At 72.5% G+C, this 16,598-nt stretch carries 15 protein-coding genes; 8 read left to right on the top strand and 7 right to left on the bottom strand.

Features of this window, described 5'->3' with window-relative positions:
• Positions 1–15 precede the first annotated feature (15 nt).
• Positions 16–855, top strand: a complete 840-nt coding sequence (locus ABD340_RS21570; RefSeq protein WP_344591073.1) for a class I SAM-dependent methyltransferase — start codon at positions 16–18, stop codon at positions 853–855.
• Here the strand turns inward: ABD340_RS21570 and ABD340_RS21565 are convergent.
• Both ABD340_RS21565 and ABD340_RS21560 read right to left on the bottom strand, forming a co-directional pair.
• Positions 800–3,457, bottom strand: a complete 2,658-nt coding sequence (locus tag ABD340_RS21565; protein ID WP_344591072.1) for a PEP/pyruvate-binding domain-containing protein — start codon at positions 3,455–3,457, stop codon at positions 800–802. The genes ABD340_RS21570 and ABD340_RS21565 overlap by 56 nt on opposite strands.
• A 90-nt stretch (positions 3,458–3,547) precedes the next feature.
• Positions 3,548–4,309 carry an SDR family NAD(P)-dependent oxidoreductase gene (locus tag ABD340_RS21560; protein WP_344591071.1) on the bottom strand — a complete coding sequence of 254 codons (762 nt, stop codon included), beginning with the start codon at positions 4,307–4,309 and terminating at the stop codon, positions 3,548–3,550.
• Between the two features lie 143 nt (positions 4,310–4,452).
• Between ABD340_RS21560 and mshA the strand changes: the two genes are divergently transcribed.
• The 3 genes from mshA to ABD340_RS21545 are packed head-to-tail and all read left to right on the top strand — an operon-like array spanning position 4,453 to position 7,109.
• The gene (mshA, locus tag ABD340_RS21555; RefSeq protein ID WP_344591069.1) at positions 4,453–5,739 is read left to right on the top strand and encodes a D-inositol-3-phosphate glycosyltransferase; all 1,287 of its coding nucleotides are present in this window, start codon (positions 4,453–4,455) and stop codon (positions 5,737–5,739) included.
• Entirely contained in the window at positions 5,736–6,260 is a 525-nt protein-coding gene (locus ABD340_RS21550) for a type III secretion system chaperone family protein (RefSeq protein ID WP_344591068.1), read from the top strand. Before mshA ends, ABD340_RS21550 begins: the two co-directional genes overlap by 4 nt.
• 33 nt (positions 6,261–6,293) lie before the next feature.
• Positions 6,294–7,109, top strand: a complete 816-nt coding sequence (locus ABD340_RS21545; protein WP_344591067.1) for a phosphoglyceromutase — start codon at positions 6,294–6,296, stop codon at positions 7,107–7,109.
• Positions 7,110–7,272: 163 nt separating this feature from the next.
• Here the strand turns inward: ABD340_RS21545 and phoU are convergent, their stop codons facing one another.
• Positions 7,273–7,935, bottom strand: a complete 663-nt coding sequence (gene phoU, locus ABD340_RS21540; protein ID WP_344591065.1) for a phosphate signaling complex protein PhoU — start codon at positions 7,933–7,935, stop codon at positions 7,273–7,275.
• Between the two features lie 234 nt (positions 7,936–8,169).
• Here phoU and ABD340_RS21535 point away from each other — a divergent pair, with 234 nt between their 5' ends.
• Both ABD340_RS21535 and ABD340_RS21530 read left to right on the top strand, forming a co-directional pair.
• Positions 8,170–9,480, top strand: coding sequence for a sensor histidine kinase (locus ABD340_RS21535; protein WP_344591064.1), 1,311 nt, complete (start codon positions 8,170–8,172; stop codon positions 9,478–9,480).
• Between the two features lie 165 nt (positions 9,481–9,645).
• A complete protein-coding gene (locus ABD340_RS21530) occupies positions 9,646–10,317 on the top strand; it encodes a response regulator (RefSeq protein WP_486303564.1) in 672 nt (223 codons plus the stop codon).
• 55 nt (positions 10,318–10,372) lie between these two features.
• On the opposite strand, the gene ABD340_RS21525 is transcribed toward ABD340_RS21530, so the two are convergent.
• Positions 10,373–11,419, bottom strand: a complete 1,047-nt coding sequence (locus tag ABD340_RS21525; RefSeq protein WP_344591062.1) for a hypothetical protein — start codon at positions 11,417–11,419, stop codon at positions 10,373–10,375.
• Between the two features lie 117 nt (positions 11,420–11,536).
• Complete coding sequence (locus ABD340_RS21520; protein ID WP_344591060.1) at positions 11,537–12,286, bottom strand: hypothetical protein; 750 nt, start codon at positions 12,284–12,286, stop codon at positions 11,537–11,539.
• Positions 12,287–12,807: 521 nt separating this feature from the next.
• Between ABD340_RS21520 and ABD340_RS21515 the strand changes: the two genes are divergently transcribed.
• Both ABD340_RS21515 and ispF read left to right on the top strand, forming a co-directional pair.
• Positions 12,808–13,290: a CarD family transcriptional regulator gene (locus ABD340_RS21515; protein ID WP_285701713.1), complete on the top strand. Its 483-nt coding sequence runs from the start codon at positions 12,808–12,810 to the stop codon at positions 13,288–13,290.
• Positions 13,291–13,312: 22 nt separating this feature from the next.
• Positions 13,313–13,780 carry a 2-C-methyl-D-erythritol 2,4-cyclodiphosphate synthase gene (gene ispF, locus ABD340_RS21510; RefSeq protein WP_344591058.1) on the top strand — a complete coding sequence of 156 codons (468 nt, stop codon included), beginning with the start codon at positions 13,313–13,315 and terminating at the stop codon, positions 13,778–13,780.
• A gap of 102 nt (positions 13,781–13,882) precedes the next feature.
• Here the strand turns inward: ispF and ABD340_RS21505 are convergent, their stop codons facing one another.
• On the bottom strand, positions 13,883–15,757 hold the full coding sequence (locus tag ABD340_RS21505; RefSeq protein ID WP_344591057.1) for an alpha/beta fold hydrolase: 1,875 nt from the start codon (positions 15,755–15,757) through the stop codon (positions 13,883–13,885).
• Between the two features lie 101 nt (positions 15,758–15,858).
• Positions 15,859–16,512, bottom strand: coding sequence for a DUF2637 domain-containing protein (locus ABD340_RS21500; RefSeq protein WP_344591056.1), 654 nt, complete (start codon positions 16,510–16,512; stop codon positions 15,859–15,861).
• Positions 16,513–16,598 lie beyond the last annotated feature (86 nt).

Raw genomic sequence — 16,598 nt, 5'->3', positions numbered from 1 at the left:
GGCGACAATCGCACTGTGGGCCGTACGCATGAGAAACCCCGGGGAGAGGTCACCCGGGGGACCACCGCGCCCAACCGGCTGCGGCGTGTCGATCGGTGGATCGCCGCCACACAGGCCGCCGGGCCGTTGCGGGACGCGCGGCCGCTCGCCGTCGACCTCGGCTACGGGGCGTCTCCCATCACCACCGTCGAGTTCTACGCGCGGCTGCGCGCCGTCTGGCCGGGGCTGGAGGTCGTCGGCATCGAGATCGAACCCGCACGGGTCGCGGCCGGGCAGGCCGTCACGGCGGACGGCGCGTACGCCGGGCTGTCGTTCCGGCGCGGCGGCTTCGAACTCCCCGTCGACCGGCCGCCCGCGCTGGTCCGGGCGTTCAACGTGCTGCGGCAGTACGAGGAGCCGGCCGCCTGGCGCGCCTGGGACGAGCTGTGCGCCCGGCTCGCGCCCGGGGGCGTCCTGATCGAAGGGACCTGCGACGAGATCGGCCGCCGTGCCGTCTGGGTCGCCCTGAGCGCGGACGGCGTCCCCCGGACGATCACGTTCGCCGCCCGCCTCGCCACGCTGGAGCGCCCGTCCGACCTCGCCGAACGCCTCCCCAAGACCCTCATCCACCGCAACGTGCCCGGCGAGCGCGTGCACGCCCTCCTCGCCGACTTCGACCGCTGCTGGGCGATGGCCGCACCGCACTCGGTGTTCGGCCCCCGCGCGCGCTGGATCGAGGCGGTGTCGCTGCTGGCCCGCGCCCATCCGGTGCTCACCCGGCCCCCGTACGGCGGACGGGCGCGCTGGCGGCTGGGCGAGGTCACCCTTCCCTGGTCAGCAGTCGCTCCCGCGGACTCGCCCCGCCCGCGTCGCTGAGGATCTCCACGGTGCCGCGCTCGCCGTCCACCCGCACCCGGTCGCCGGTGCGCAGCCGCATCGTCGCGGTGCCGCAGCCCAGGACCGCGGGGACGGCCAGCTCGCGGGCGACGATCGCGGCGGGCGACAGCGCCGCGCCGACATCGGTGACCACGGCGGCGGCGCGCGGGAACAGCGGGCTCCAGCCGACATTGGCGACGTGCGCGACCAGGACCTCGCCGGTCGCGAGCTCCCCGCCCTCCTCGGGCGTCCGCACGACCCGCGCCGTCCCCTCCACGACACCGGCCACGCCGGGGAACCCCGTGACGGCCGCGCCCGCGGACGGCTCGGGCGGGTATTCCGCCAGCGGCTCGGCCGCGTCGTGGAAGTCGGTGCGGCGCACCCGGCCGCCCGCCCACGCCACCGGGTCGAACCGGCCGCGGATCAGCGCCGGGTACGGGGCCAGCGCCCGGTAGCGCTCGTACGTCCCGCGCCGGACCGACACCTGCTCCAGAGGCCGCGCGTCGCCGTCCAGGACGGCCAGGATCTCGTCGATGGTCAGGAAGAACAGGTCGTCGCGGCGGCCGGTCAGATCCCCGGCCCGCAGCACGAACTCGCGCAGCACCGAGTAGACCCGCACTGCCTCCGAGAACGCCGCCTCGCGGTGGTGCGCCGCCCGCGCCCAGCGCCCGATCCGGCGCCGCGTCGCCGCCACCTTGTCCGGGTGCCGCGACCGGAACCGGTGCCAGGCCGCCCGGCTCGCCTCCCGCCGCGTCCGCAACCGCCCGGCCGCCGCCCGTCCCGACCCGGCCGCCAGCTGCTCCTCCAGCCAGGCCGGGTCCTCGGCCGGGCGGGGCAGCGAGATCTCGAATTCGTGGGGGCCGCGGTGCCCCCACTCCCGCAGGTAGGCCTCCTCGTCCAGCTCGTCCTCGGCCAGCCGCGCCAGCCCGGTCACCGGCCCCAGGACGTCCAGGACGGGCCCGCCCGGCCGGCCCAGCCCGGAGAGCATCGCGTCCGCGTCGTCCTCGCCGGCCAGCCGCTCCAGCTCGCGGCGCATCGCGACGAACGACGGGCCGCCCTCCCGCCGTGCCGCCGCCAGCATGTGGCACGCGTCCACGAACAGCGGCAGCACCTCGTGCCCCCACAGGCGCAGCAGCGCCGCCGGATCGGTCTCCTCCCTGATCCGGGCCCGCAGTGCGGCGCAGCGGCCCGGTGACGACGCCAGGAAGTCGGGGAGCCGCACGCGGGCGGCCCGCACCCGGCGTGCCGTCCGCGCCATCGCCGGCACCAGGTCCCGGACGGCCTCGGCCCTGGACACGGGCAGGCGCGGGATCTCGACGTCGCGCGGCAGCGGGCCGAACGCCTCCTCGAGCACGTCCGTGCCCGCCCCGGGCGAGAAGGCGGTGAGCGTGGCGGCGACGCTCAGGTTCATGTAGAGACGGCCGCCGATGTTGCCGTACGCCCGATGCCCCCGGACGGCGGGCACCGCCATCGACTCGTGCATGAACATCTGCACCAGCGACCACGTGCACGGCGTCATCACGTCCGGGACGGCCTCGCCCATGTTGGCGCTCGACCACAGGTAGTCCGCGTCGAGGCTGTCGTTCCACATCTCCGTGCCGGACGCCGGCTGCCGCGCGCCGCCTCCGTTCGCGGCCGGACGGGCCTGGATGATGTACGGGTAGCCCTTGTACAGGACCCACTCGATGTCCATGGGACGCCCGTACAGCGCCTCGATCCGCTCGCCCAGCCGGGCCAGCGCCGCCGCCTGGTCGGCGTTGAGGACGGGCTCGCGGCGGAACCGGTCCGGCACCGGCTCCTCCAGCGTGCCGCCGCCGATCGGACGCTCGGACGGGACCGTCATCGTCGTCTTGTCCGCGATCCGCCGCCCGACGACGCGGCCGCTGCCCTTCTCCACCACGACCGCGTCAGGGGTGACCCGTCCGGCGACCACCGGCTCGCCCAGGCCCCAGGTCGCGTGCAGCAGGATCCGCCCGGCCCGGCCGCGCTCGCCCTCCTCGTCGGCGGGCGGCACCGTGGACATCAGCCCGGCCGAGTCGGCGTGCACCAGCGACTGCACCAGCACGGCGATCGTGGCCGCGCCGTGGTCGACGCCGTTGCGGGCGCGGTACTCGATGGCGCGGGCGGACCAGAGCGAGGCCCAGCAGCGCCGGACGGCGGTCAGCAGCCCCGCCTCCCCGCGCACCCCCAGCAGGGCGTCGTGCCGTCCGGCGATCGGGGCGTCCGGCAGGTTCCCCGGCGGCGCCGACGGCCGCACCGCCAGCGGATGATCCTGCTCGCCCATCCCCGCGTACGCCCAGCGCAGCGGCCCGGCCACTTCCATCGGCGTCTCGTGCCGCTCGAACAGCGCCGCGATCCGCTGCGCCGCCGCCTCCGCCGTCACCGGCAGGTCGGGCTCGACCCGCGACACCATCGACAGGATCTGCCCGCGCAGGCCGTGGTCGTCCACGAAGTAGTCGTAGGCGCCGGTGGTGACGTGGAAGCCCTCGGGAACCGGCAGCCCCGCCGTGGCCAGCCGCGCCACCTCGGCCCCTCTGCCGCCCACGGCGGCGGGATCGGCTCCGGCGTCATCGAGCGGCAGTACGAAAGTCCGCTGGGTCATGGCGTGCTCCGTCCCCCGAAAGCTCCCCTCGCGTGTCGCATACCCGGGAACGGACGGATGATCCGCGCCCGGCGCCCCGCGGGGCCGGGCTCAGCCGGTGCGGTGGACCTTGTGCGCGGTGGCCTGGACGCGCGGCTGCACGTCGATCCGGTCGATGTTGACGTGCGGCGGACGGGTCACGGCCCAGGCCACGCAGTCGGCGATGTCGTCGGCCACCAGCGGCTCGGGCACGCCCTGGTACGGCGCGGCGGCCTTCTCCTCGTCCCCGCGGAAGCGGACCAGCGAGAACTCCTCGGTCTTCACCAGCCCCGGCGCGATCTCGGTGATCCGCACCGGCTCGGCCACCAGCTCCAGCCGCATGACCTTGTGCACCGCCGCGGCGGCGTGCTTGGCCGCGTTGTACCCGGCGCCGCCCTCGTACGGGACGTGCGCGGCCAGCGAGGTGATGTTGACGACGTGGCCCGCCCCGCTCGCGATCAGCTTGGGCAGCAGCGCCTTGGTGATCCGCAGCAGGCCCAGCACGTTGCTGTCGTACATCGCCTGCCAGTCCGCCGGATCGGACTGGGCGACCGGGTCGAGACCGAGCGCGCCGCCGGCGTTGTTGACCAGCACGTGGCAGTCGGCGACCGCCGCCGCCAGCGCGTCCACCGACGCCTGGTCGGTCACGTCCAGGGTGATCGGCGCCACCCGGCCCGCGCCGGGCACCCCCTCGGTGATCTCCTTGCCGAGGGCCTCCAGGCGGTCCCGCCGCCGGGCCGCCAGGACGACGTTGAACCCCTCGGCGGCCAGCCGCCTGGCCGTGGCCTCCCCGATGCCGCTGCTTGCTCCCGTCACCACTGCCGTCTTACGCATGGGCCAAGCCTTCCAGTCCCGGCGGCCGGCGTTCTACCCGGGGACGCATCACCCCTAACAAAACCCATCGAAAGGTAAAGAACCCCCACATCCGGGGAACACCGCCTCCCATCGGTAGGTTGCACCATCGGAGGTGATGTCGGGTGCCGCGTCGTATCAACCGGGTCGCGACGGTCAGCGTTCACACATCACCGCTCGATCAGCCGGGCACCGGCGACGCGGGCGGGATGAACGTCTACATCGTGGAAGTGGCCAGGCGGCTGGCGGCCCGCGGCGTCGAGGTCGACATCTTCACCCGCGCCACCTCGCGGGCGCTCCCGCCCGTCACCGAACTGGCCCCCGGCGTCCTGGTGCGCAACGTCGTCGCCGGGCCGTTCGAGGAACTGGAGAAGACCGCGCTGCCCCGCCACATGTGCGGCTTCACCTCCGCCGTCCTGCGCGCCGAGGCCGACCACGACCCGGGCCACTACGACCTCGTCCACACCCACTACTGGCTGTCCGCCCAGGCCGGGCAGGCCGCCAAGCTGCGCTGGGGCGTGCCGCTCGTGCACTCCATGCACACCATGGCCAAGGTCAAGAACGCCGCCCTGGCCGACGGCGACGCCCCCGAACCCGAGGAGCGGGTGCTCGGCGAGGAGGAGGCGGTCACCGCCTCCGACCAGCTCGTCGCCAACACCGCCGAGGAGGCACGCGAGCTGATCGACCTCTACGGCGCCGACCCCGCCCGCGTCGCGACCGTCAGCCCCGGCGCCGACCTGTCCCTCTTCCAGCCCGAGACGGCCCTCCCGTCCACGGCCGCCGGCACGGCCCGGCAACGCCTCGGCCTCCCCCCGGACGCCTACGTGCTCCTCTTCGTCGGACGGATCCAGCCGCTCAAGGCCCCCGACGTGCTGCTGCGCGCCGCCGCCCGCATGGTCGCCGACGACCCCGCCCTCCGCGAACGGCTCGTCGTGGCCGTGGTCGGCGGCCCCAGCGGAAGCGCCCGCTGCCGCCCCGACGGGCTCGAGGCGCTCGCCGCCCAACTCGGGATCGGCGACGTCGTGCGGTCCGAGCCGCCCGTCCCGCAGGGCGAGCTGGCCGACTGGTACCGCGCCGCGGACGTCACCGTCGTCCCCTCGCACAGCGAGTCGTTCGGGCTGGTGGCCGTCGAGTCCCAGGCCTGCGGCACCCCGGTCGTGGCGGCCTCGGTCGGCGGGCTGCGCACCGCCGTCCGGGACGGCGAGTCCGGGATCCTGGTCCGCGGCCACGACCCGGCCGACTACGCCGCCGTCCTGCGCCGCCTGCACGCCGAGCCCGCGCACCGCGCCCGGCTCGCCCGGCACGCCGTCCGACACGCGCGCGGCTTCGGCTGGGACGCCACCGTGGACCGCCTCCTGGAGGTGTATACCGGTGCCCTGTCCCATCTCACCCCGGCGGAGGCGACAGCATGACCGAGCGTGTGAGTGAGCCCGGCCAAGACCACACGGCCGTCATCGAGGAGACGCTGCGGGCGTCGGAGCTGGAGTACGAGACCCCGCGGCCCGGAGCGTTCTTCGTCAAGCTCCCCGGGCAGCGCAAGCTGGCGACCATGACCTGGCTGATCATCGGCGACCACAGCCTGCACGTCGAGGCGTTCTTCTGCCGCCGTCCCGACGAGAACCACGCCGAGTTCTACCGCTTCCTGCTGGAGCGCAACGGCCGCATGTACGGCGTCGGCTTCGCCCTGGACGAGATCGGCGACGTCTACCTGGTCGGCCGGGTGCCGCTCGCGTCCATCAGCCCGGACGAGATCGACCGCCTGCTCGGCTGCGTCCTGACCTACTCCGACGAGAACTTCGACAAGGCCCTGGAGCGCGGCTTCAAGTCCTCCATCCAGCGCGAATGGGACTGGCGGGTCAAGCGCGGGGAGAGCCTGGCCAACCTCCGGGCCTTCGCCTCGTTCGCCGACCCGGCCAACCGCACCGCGGACTGACGCTCCGGGAAAGGGCCGATAGGCTTCGGTGCCATGGCGACCTTGGTATTGCTCCGGCATGGCGAAAGCGTGTGGAACGCCGAAGGGCTGTTCACCGGCTGGGTGGACGTCGACCTGTCCACCAAGGGCGAGGGCGAGGCCACCAAGGGCGGTGACCTGCTGCTCGACGCCGACATCACCCCCGACGTCGTGCACACCTCGCTGCTGAAGCGGGCCATCCGCACCGCGAACATCGCGCTGGACGTGGCCGACCTGCTCTGGATCCCGGTGCGCCGCTCCTGGCGGCTCAACGAGCGCCACTACGGCGCGCTGCAGGGCAAGAACAAGGCGCAGACCCGCGAGGAGTTCGGCGAGCAGCAGTTCATGACCTGGCGCCGCTCCTACGACACCCCGCCGCCCCCGATCAAGGACGACGACCCGCTGTCCCAGGTGAACGACCTGCGCTACGCGGGGCTGCCGTCGGAGCTGATCCCGCGCACCGAGTGCCTGGCCGACGTGGTCGACCGGCTGCTGCCGTACTGGTACGACTCGATCGTCCCCGAGCTCTCCGCCGGCCGCACCGTGCTGGTCGCCGCGCACGGCAACTCGCTGCGGGCCATGGTCAAGCACCTGGACGACGTCTCCGACGAGGACATCGTCGGCCTCAACATCCCGACCGGCATCCCGCTGGTGTACGAGCTCGACGACGACTTCGCCCCGCTCAAGCGCGGCGGCGAGTACCTCGACCCGGCCGCCGCCAAGGCCGCCATCGAGGCGGTCAAGAACCAGGGGGCGGGGTCGGCGGCCCCGGCGCCCGCTCCTGCCCCGGAGGGCAAGGCCAAGGGCGGCAGGGGCCGCAGGAAGAAGTAACGGCGGTTCGCACACCTGCCTGAGGCGCAGGGCGGCTCCTGCGAAAGACCGCCCTGCGCCTGCAGGAGCATGCGGTGCCCGAGCGTACCTCGCGCACCTTGGCACATGCCAGGGCGGGGGCCCCGCACGGTCGCGGGGCCCCGCCGGCGCACGTCCGGGCCGATCAGGAGAGGTCGATGATCTCTTCGGGGCGCTGGCCGGTCACCAGGTAGACGACGTTCTCGGCCACGTGCACGGCGTGGTCGGCGAACCGCTCGAAGTACCGTCCGGCCAGGGTGATGTCGACGGCCGGCTCCACCCCGTGCTTCCACTTGGGCGACAGCAGCATGTCGAACAGCTTGCGGTGCAGCCGGTCCATCGCGTCGTCGTCGGCGTCGAGCTCCAGGCCCATCTCGACGTCCTTCGAGGCGATCACGCTGCCCGCCTTGGCGATCATGCGCTCCGCGATCTGGCCCATCTCCAGCACCGTGGCCTGCAGCTCCGGCGGCACGGCCGTCTCGGGGTGCCGGCGCCGTGCGGTCTTGGCGATGTGCACGGCCAGGTCGCCCATCCGCTCCAGGTCACCGCTCATCCGCAGGGTGGTGATGAGGGTGCGCAGGTCGCCGGCCACCGGCTGCTGCCGCGCCATCAGGTCGAAGACGGTCTCCTCGATCTCCGCGTCGATCTTGTTGACGTGCTCGTCGCCGCTGATGACCTCCTCCGACAGCCGCAGGTCGGCGTCCAGCAGCGCGGTCACCGCACGGGCCATCGCGGAGCGGACCAGCCGGGTCATCTCCACCAGCTTGTCGGAAAGGGAGTCGAGCTCCTCGTGGTACGCGTCGCGCAATTTGGTTTCCCCAGGGTGAGATCGAGGGCTATTTGTGGGGTAAATGTAAAATGGAGTGACGAATGGTGCAATAGGGGACGCTTCGGCTGGGCCGTGAGGCGTACACTCCCACGCCACACCCTCTGCGACCGGCATGAACCAACCCGGATAAAGAGGTGAACTTTGGGCGAACGCGCCCACGTTCCCTACCCCCATAGTGCAGGAACGGACCGTGGGGCACTTACGATCCAGGATGTGGAGGTCGAGATTGTCGCAGGCCTGGCCGGGCTTGCCGGGCTCGCGATCGGGCTCGCGACTGGATTGGCGGTGCGCGTGAGCGAGCGAGCCCAACGTGTTGCGACCCCGGCGGCGCCCCAGGGCGGGCTGCCACCGGGCGTCGCGTCGGTGCTCAGTGTGCTCCGCTCCTCCGCCGTCGTCCTGGACGCCGAGGACCTGGTGCTGCGCGCCAGCTCCGCCGCACGCGCGTTCGGCGTGGTCAGCGGCGACCGGCTGGTCGTCGACGAGCTGCTGGCGATGGCCCGGCTGGTGCGCCGCGACGGTGAGATCCGGGAGACCGAGATACAGGTCGGCCGGTCCCGCGGCCGGCACCGCGCCGACGGGCGCTGGTTCGCGGTCCGCGTCGCCCCGCTCGGCACGCACGGGCTCGTCCTGGTACTGGCCGAGGACCTCACCGAGATGCGCCGCGTCGAGGCCATCCGGCGGGACTTCGTGGCCAACGTCAGCCACGAGCTCAAGACCCCGGTGGGCGCGCTGTCGCTGCTGGCCGAGACCGTCGAGGGCGCCGCCGACGACCCCGAGGCGGTACGCCGCTTCGCCGGGCGGATGCAGCACGAGTCGGTGCGGCTGACCAACCTCGTCCAGGATCTGATGACGCTGTCCCGGATCCAGGGCGACGAGCCGCTGCCCGAACTGCACCCCGTCTCCCTGGACGAGATCATCGAGGAGGCGATCGACCGCAGCCAGGTCAAGGCCGCGTCCAAGAACATCGAGGTGACCGGCGGCGGCAAGGCCGGGCAGCGGGTCCGCGGCGACGAGGAGCTGCTGGTCACCGCGCTGCGCAACCTGATCGACAACGCCGTCGCCTACAGCCCGGAGAACACCCGCGTGGTGGTCGCCACCCGGCGCTGCGACGACCTGCATGTCGAGATCAACGTGACCGACCAGGGCATCGGCATCCCCGACGGCGATCTGGAACGGATCTTCGAGCGGTTCTACCGGGTCGATCCGGCCCGCTCCCGGCAGACCGGCGGCACCGGCCTCGGGCTGGCCATCGTCAAGCACGTCACCACCAAGCACGGCGGCGAGGTGACGGTGTGGAGCAAGGAGGGCTCCGGCTCCACGTTCACCATCAGGCTGCCGCTGCTCCAGCCCGCCCGGCCGCCCGACCCCGGCGCCGGCCCCGCGGCGGCGCCGCCGTCCGAGGCGGAGGGCCCCGAGACCGAACCCACGCCGGCGGATCCGCAGGACGGCCCGCCCGGGACCGGTCATGACGACCGTCCCGGCGGCGGCACGTCCGTCTCCTCCCCGACCCCGCCCACTCCCTGAATGTCCCTAAATTCCCCGAAAACCTTGAAGGAACCGGCGCGATGACCAGGCATCCATGAGCATCCCATCCGCGTTCGCGTTCACCGAGTTCGCGTTCATCGAGAGCGACCGGCCCCTAGGGGGAGCCGACAGCGAGACCGCCCGGGAGGCAACACCGTGACCCGTGTGCTCGTCGTGGAAGACGAGGAGTCGTTCAGCGACGCACTGTCGTACAACCTGCGCAAGGAGGGCTTCGAGGTCGCCGTGGCGGCCACCGGCCCCGACGCGCTGGACATCTTCGAGCGCAACGGTGCCGACCTCGTGCTCCTGGACCTCATGCTGCCCGGGCTGCCCGGCACCGAGGTCTGCCGCGAGCTGCGCGCCCGCTCCAACGTCCCGGTCATCATGCTGACCGCCAAGGACAGCGAGGTCGACAAGGTCGTCGGCTTGGAGCTGGGCGCCGACGACTACGTCACCAAGCCGTTCTCCACCCGCGAGCTCATCGCCCGCATGCGCGCGGTGCTGCGCCGCCAGGGCGAGGTGGAGGAGCTGGCCCCGGCGATCCTGGAGGCCGGCCCGGTCCGCATGGACGTCGAGCGGCACGTGGTGAGCGTCGGCGGCGACGGCGTGCAGCTCCCGCTGAAGGAGTTCGAGCTGCTGGAGGTCCTGCTGCGCAACGCGGGCCGGGTGCTGACCCGCATGCAGCTCATCGACCGGGTGTGGGGCGCCGACTACGTGGGCGACACCAAGACCCTGGACGTCCACATCAAGCGGCTCCGCGCCAAGATCGAGCAGACCCCGTCCACGCCGCGGTTCATCGTCACCGTCCGCGGCCTGGGCTACAAGTTCGAGCCCTAAACGGAACGCGGCCCGTACGGCAGGTCGCCGTGCGGGCCGCGTCGCCGCTTGGTGCTCAGTGACCGCCTTCCGGCGCGGGGGCCTCCGAGTTCCCGCCGGCCGGGGGCGTCTCGCCGGACGAGGGCGAGGCACTGGGCGACGCGCTGCCGTGGCCGCCGCCGCTCGGAGTCGAGCCGTGGCCGCCGCCCGGGGCCGCGGGCGTGCCGGAGGTCGCGCCGGGCACCGGGACGCCGGCGGAGACCGCGGTGTAGGAGCCGTACTCGCCCTGCTGCGGCACGACCGGCACGGAGAGCTCGATCCCGCCGGCCTGCTCGAACCGCAGCTGCACCCGGAGGTGCTCGCCGCCGTTCAGCGGGGCCCGCAAGCCCGACAGCACGATCAGCGGGGCGTTGCCGCCCGGCGGCACCGCGGCGGCCGACCCGCTAGGCGAAGCGGACGGGGCCGCCTCCGACCCTTCCGCACGCGCCGTGCCCGTAGCCGACGTCTCCGGCCGCGGCGACCCCGAAGGCTGCTCGCCGGCCTGCCCGCTCGGCTGCTCGCCGGCCTGCCCGCTCGGCTGCCCGCTCGGCTGCTCGCCGGCCTGCCCGCTCGGCTGCCCGCTCGGCTGCTCGCCGGCCTGCCCGCTCGCCTGGCCACTCGGCTGGCCACTCGGCTGCCCGCTCGGCCGGCTACCGGCCTGGCCGCTCGGCTGGGCCGCCGCGGCCTTGCCGACCAACGTCACCGGCGTGCCCTCGCCGGACGGCTGCGCGGCCGGCAGCGTGACCGCGTTACCGGTGATCCGCGCCTGGGTGAAGTCCGGGGAGCTCACGCTCACCAGCCGGTCTCCGCGCCCCTTGACCTGGTTGATGATCGTGGCGTACAGCGGCACCGAGCCGCCCGCCTCGAGCCTCTGGTCGGGCTTGGGACCGAGCAGGAACATGTTCCGGATGTCGACCTGCGGGGTCGCGGCGTTCTTGGGCACCGAGGCGTTCACGCCCTCGGTCAGCTGGGTGGGAGCGGCACTCTGGGGTTCGCTGCCGGCGCCGCAGCCGGAGATCACCGGCGCGATGGCGACGGCGCCCGCGATGGCGAGTGCGACCACTCGACGGCTGTTTCGGGTCACGGCGTCGATCTCCTCGCGAAAGGGGTGAGATTTTGTCAGGTTGGCGAGATACGCCAGGGGAAGCGTAGCGATATCAGACGCGTGATCCGGTTCGGGGGTGCCTTTTGCCGGACCCGCTCAGCTGAGCGACTTGACCTTTTCGGTGAGCTCGGGGCCCGGCTGCGGGGCGTACAGGACGTGCGCCACCACCCCGTCCGGCTGCACCAGCACCGCCGTGAGGCCCGGGGAGCCGGGGGGCCTGCCATAGGTGCCCGCGAGGATGCCCTGGCCGTCGTCGATGATCCTGGGCGTCCCGCCGTGCGCGCTGCCCGCCAGCGCCTGGAGGTCCTTGAGCGTCTCGGCGGCGGGCGCCGGGTCCTTGCGGCGGTCGGCCGCCATCCAGAAGTTCAGCTCGTACTCCCGGGTCCGGGCGGCCAGCTCGGCCACGAGCCGCTCGCACCCGCACGCCGGCGGCACGATCCCGATCACGCCCGGACGCAGCTCGCGCAGCGCGGTCGTCCGGCGCTCGCCGGAGACCTCGGTGACGTTGCCGGCGGGCAGCAGGCCGCCGAGCCGGCCGGGCGCGGCCGAGGGGTGCGGGGCCAGCAGGCTGCCGGTGGGGCGGGGTGCGGGCCGCGGCCCGAACACCGTCATCAGCGCCCCGCTGACCAGCGCCACGAGCAGCGCCCCCGCGATGATCGGGATGGCCACCCCGTACCGGGTGAACGGGCGCAGCAGCCGGCGGGTGCGGTCGCGGCGCCTGCGGCGGCGCTCCTCCCGGTGGTAGGCGACCACGTCGCGGTCGAGCTCGCGTGCGTCGTCGGGCACCACGACGTCGACTCGGGGCAGCCCGTAGTCATCGGGCTCGGGGTCGCCGTCTGGCCTCACGCCGCACCTCACTATCCTCGGATCGCCAGGGTCCAAGAGCTCCGGCCATACCCCTTTTCAGACCTTACGGGCGCTTCGTACCCGCGCGACCCGCCAAGTTCACCTCCAGTATGGGCCGGTTCCCGCGCCTCGGCGGGGGAGGCTGTACTTATGCAACCCCGGCCCAGGGGCTCGCCTGGCGGCTCGCACCTGACCGTGCTTGGCGCGAGCGCGACATCGCTTCGCGATCTGACCGGTGAAGCTCGCCTCCGGCATCGCCCCACCGGCCGGGCAACGCACTCGCGCTACCTGAGGCCACCTCGAGACAGGCCGGGTTCTCCGGAGCCCGCGCGGCCACCGTCACGGGGTGTGGCGAGGGCGTTTCGATCGTGTTTCCATTGTCGAACAAGCCCCAGATGCACCATCCGCGGGCTTTGTCAAGACCCCAATATGTGTCCTGACCTGCGCATATGTCACAAAGGTCGGTACAGTCACCGCCCGGCCCGTGCTACCCTGGTAGTAGCGGAAGGGGTACTTGTCACATGACTTTCCAGGTCGGCGACACCGTCGTCTACCCCCACCACGGGGCTGCTCGGATCGAGGCCATCGAGACTCGCACCATCAAAGGTGAGGAAAAGACCTACCTGGTCTTGAAGGTCGACAAGGGCGACCTGACAGTGCAGGTTCCGGTTGAGAACGTTGAGGACGTGGGCGTCCGGGACGTCGTGGGCCAGGAAGGCTTGGAGAAGGTGTTCGAGGTGCTGCGCGCACCCTACACCGAGGAGCCGACCAACTGGTCGCGGCGTTACAAGGCGAATCTCGAGAAGCTCGCCTCCGGAGATGTCAATAAGGTCGCCGAGGTCGTACGCGACCTGTGGCGGCGCGACAAGGAGCGGGGCCTGTCCGCCGGCGAGAAGCGGATGCTGGCCAAGGCCCGCCAGATACTGGTCAGTGAGCTCGCGCTCGCCGAGAAGACCAACGAGGACAAGGCCGAGGCACTGCTCGACGAGATCCTCACCAGCTGAGTTGAGCACCGGGCTGCCACGGGTGGGCGTCGGAACCGACGTCCACCCGTTTGCGAGCGACCCCGACCGCCCGCTCTGGGTGGCCGGCCTGCACTGGTCCGGAGAAGGTCCCGGGCTGTCCGGCCACTCCGACGGCGATGTCGCCGCCCACGCCGCCTGCGACGCCCTGCTGTCGGCCTGCGGCCTGGGCGACCTGGGCGCCGTCTTCGGCACCGCCGACCCCCGCTGGTCCGGCGCCTCGGGCCCCGACCTCCTGGCCGAGGTCGCCCGTCTCGTCACCGAGTCCGGCCACACCATCGGCAACGTCTCCATCCAGGTCATCGGCAACCGGCCCAAGATCGGCAAACGCCGCGCCGAAGCCGAGAAGACGCTGAGCGAAGCCCTGGGCAACGCCCCCGTAAGCCTCTCAGCCACCACCACCGACGGCCTCGGCCTGACCGGCCGAGGCGAAGGCCTAGCGGCAATAGCCGTAGCTCTGGTCACCTGCTGATCTGGAGGCCACCCCACCAGCCCCCCACGCCTCCCGGTCCCCTGTCGGGGGGTGCGGGGGGCGTAGCCCCCTGCCAAGGGGTGGGTGCCCCCGGAGCGAGCGCTAGCGAGTGGAGGGGGTGCGCGCTGGGGGGTGGCCCCCCAGAAAGACGCTGAATGGGTGGCCGTTCAGGGTTCCCGTTACGTGGGTGGTGCTTTCGGGGCGCAGGGTTTTCCATGTGAGCGTCAGTGTGCTGCTTCTGTCGCGCGAGCGCGTCTGGATTTTGGCGGTCGCCTGGTTTCCGGTGGTGAAGGCGGCCTGACCGGTGACGGCGAGATCGGAGACGAATCTGGTTTGTTCCAGGCGCACCGAAGGGGTGTCCTTCTCCAGGATCAGCCGGCCGCCGCGCAGCCCGGCCTGGTCGGATATCCGGCCGACGATGGCGGCTTCGGGAGCCCGCCGGGTCAACGCGTCGTTGACGGTGGCGAAGGCGGCCGAGACCAGACGGGCATCCTCGCGATCCAGTGGGGAACCGGTCGCTGGGCGGACCTGGGCGAGCGTTCGGGGAAAGGACCCGATCGCGCGATAGGTTTCGGCGCTGCAGCCGGGATCGCGGACGGGGCCGGGGTCGGCGATGAATGAGCGCATCAGGTCGCGCACGCACAGGCTGTACGCGCCGTGGCCGCCGAAGGTGGACAGGTGGCCGCCGAACGGAACGGTGACGGCGGTGCCGCGCGGAAAGCGCCGGGCCACGGCGGTCGCTTCGCGGCTGCCCATGCCCGGGTCCAGCTCTCCGCCGATGACCAGGGCGGGCACGTCCGGGTACGCGGCGCCGGGCGGCACGGGCGGCGACGGTCTCGACGTCGGCCACGGCACGCACCACTGCGGGTAGGAGCCGCCCATGAAACCGAAGACCTCGTCAACGGTGAACGGTGCCACCGGCGGGTTTTCGGCGTACGCCTTGTCCAACTGGCGTTGCCGCTTCTCGGGTGAGGCGAGCCGGTCGAAGGGGAAGGCGAAGTCGTTGCAGGAGAACGGCAGCGCCGCCGTCTCCGCTTCGTTCACCGGCATTCCGGGTCGCTGGAGGAGCGGCAGGATCGGCTCGCTCAAGCGGCGCAGCGGCTTCGGGTCGCCGTTCAGGTAGGCGGCGATCGCCGCGTTGACCTCCCGGCCGAGGACGGCGTCCGCGCCCTTCTTCTGGACGACCTGGGCGAGGGCGGCGAGCGGGACCTTCTCGTCGGGGCTTTCGCGGAGCCGTTCCACCAGGGTTGTCAGCCGGTCATCGGCGGTGCCGGGCAGTGCTCTGCAGGCGGGGGAGGCGTCGCACACCACGTCCAGATCGGCCAGGCCGCGGCCGAGGACATCGGCGCGCAGCGCGGTCCCGTATCCGTCCGCGCGCATCGGGTCGGTGCTGTCGAGCAGGATCGCGGCGAGGTGGCGCGGGAAGCGGGCCGCGAACGCCTGGCCGAACACGGTGCCGTACGAGCCGCCGTAGAACGTCACCTTCGGCACGCCCAGGGCTGCCCGGACCGCGTTCATGTCTTTCACCGACTGGTCGGTGCTGTAGAACCGGCCCCGCTCACCGAGTTGTCCGGCACAGGCCCGGATGGTCTCGGGCTTGCGTACGTCGAGGCCCACGCAGCGGATCGGCGAGGAGTTGCCGGTACCGCGCATGTCCACGATGAGCAGGTTCTGGTGTCGCAGGGCCGGGCCGAGCACCTCCTGGAACACGGCGGCACCGCTGGTGTAGGCGCCGAATCCGCCCGGGTGGACCAGGACGGTTCCGCGTGCGGGCCGGGACAGGTCGGTGCGCGGGACCCAGGCGAAGCCCACTGAGATGCGTTCCGAGCCGGGGTCGTTCCAGTCGAGCGGGACGGAGATCGTCCCTTTGCACTGCTCGGTCGCGTCCGCGCATTCGTGGCGGGAGTCCGCACTCGCCGGGGCGAGGCACAGGCCTGCCCAGGTCGCCGAGGCCGCCACCGCGATCCGCCATCTCATACCGATCTCCTCTTTTGGGAACACCCACGACCTTGGAGGAGCGGCCGATCATGCGCATTGGACCGGGGTGGAGTCTCGGAGGTAGACCTACCTCTACCCGGTCAGGGATCTTCTCGGCCGGGTGGGGTGGGGGAGCTTCGGACGGAGCTCGAGGGCGGGTCCCATTCCCAGATGGGGAGCTCCTCGGAGGTGTCTATGCCGTTCGGGTCGGTGCTCTCCGTGTCCTCTCCCTCTCCTTCGTCTTCGTCTTCGTTCTTGTCCAGGCTGACGAGCGGGAGGGGCGGGGGCTCGGCGGGGCGTGGCGCGGGCACCTCGGGGGGCGCTTCCTCCGCCGGACGGCGGAGTTGCCTGATCATGCGGAGCCACAGCCAGACCGCGATGATCAGCATGATGTGCGGGGCGACCGCGACGCCGGCGCGGACCGGGTCGTCGGGGACGGAGCCGAAGCCCCACAGGGCGTGCTGGACGGCGATCGCGGCCGTGCCCGCCACCAGGAGCAGGAGCAGGGCGCCGCGGAGCCAGCGGGACCACCAGGGGGCGTTGCGGGCGACGATCAGCGACAGGACGGTCATCACGACCAGCGCGTCGGTCATGACCGGATAGGCGGGGGCCCAGCGCCTGCTCGCCCGGCCCGCGAGGGCGAACTCGCGCAGCAGGTCGTAGGTCACCACGAACGCGCCGCCCGCCAGTACGGCGACGACCAGTCCGGCGGCCGTGGTGAGCAGCCGGTGTTGGCGGTTTTCGGCAGGCGGCATTGGAGGCTCCGGGAGGCACGCGGGGGGCTTCAGAGGAAGTTAACCAGGGATGCTCCTAACCTCGCGGTGATCTTCTCGCGCCGCTT

It is taken from the genome of Actinomadura vinacea (genome assembly GCF_039532545.1).
Classification (GTDB): Bacteria; Actinomycetota; Actinomycetes; order Streptosporangiales; family Streptosporangiaceae; genus Spirillospora; species Spirillospora vinacea.
This window is presented reverse-complemented; position numbering and strand designations above follow the sequence as displayed.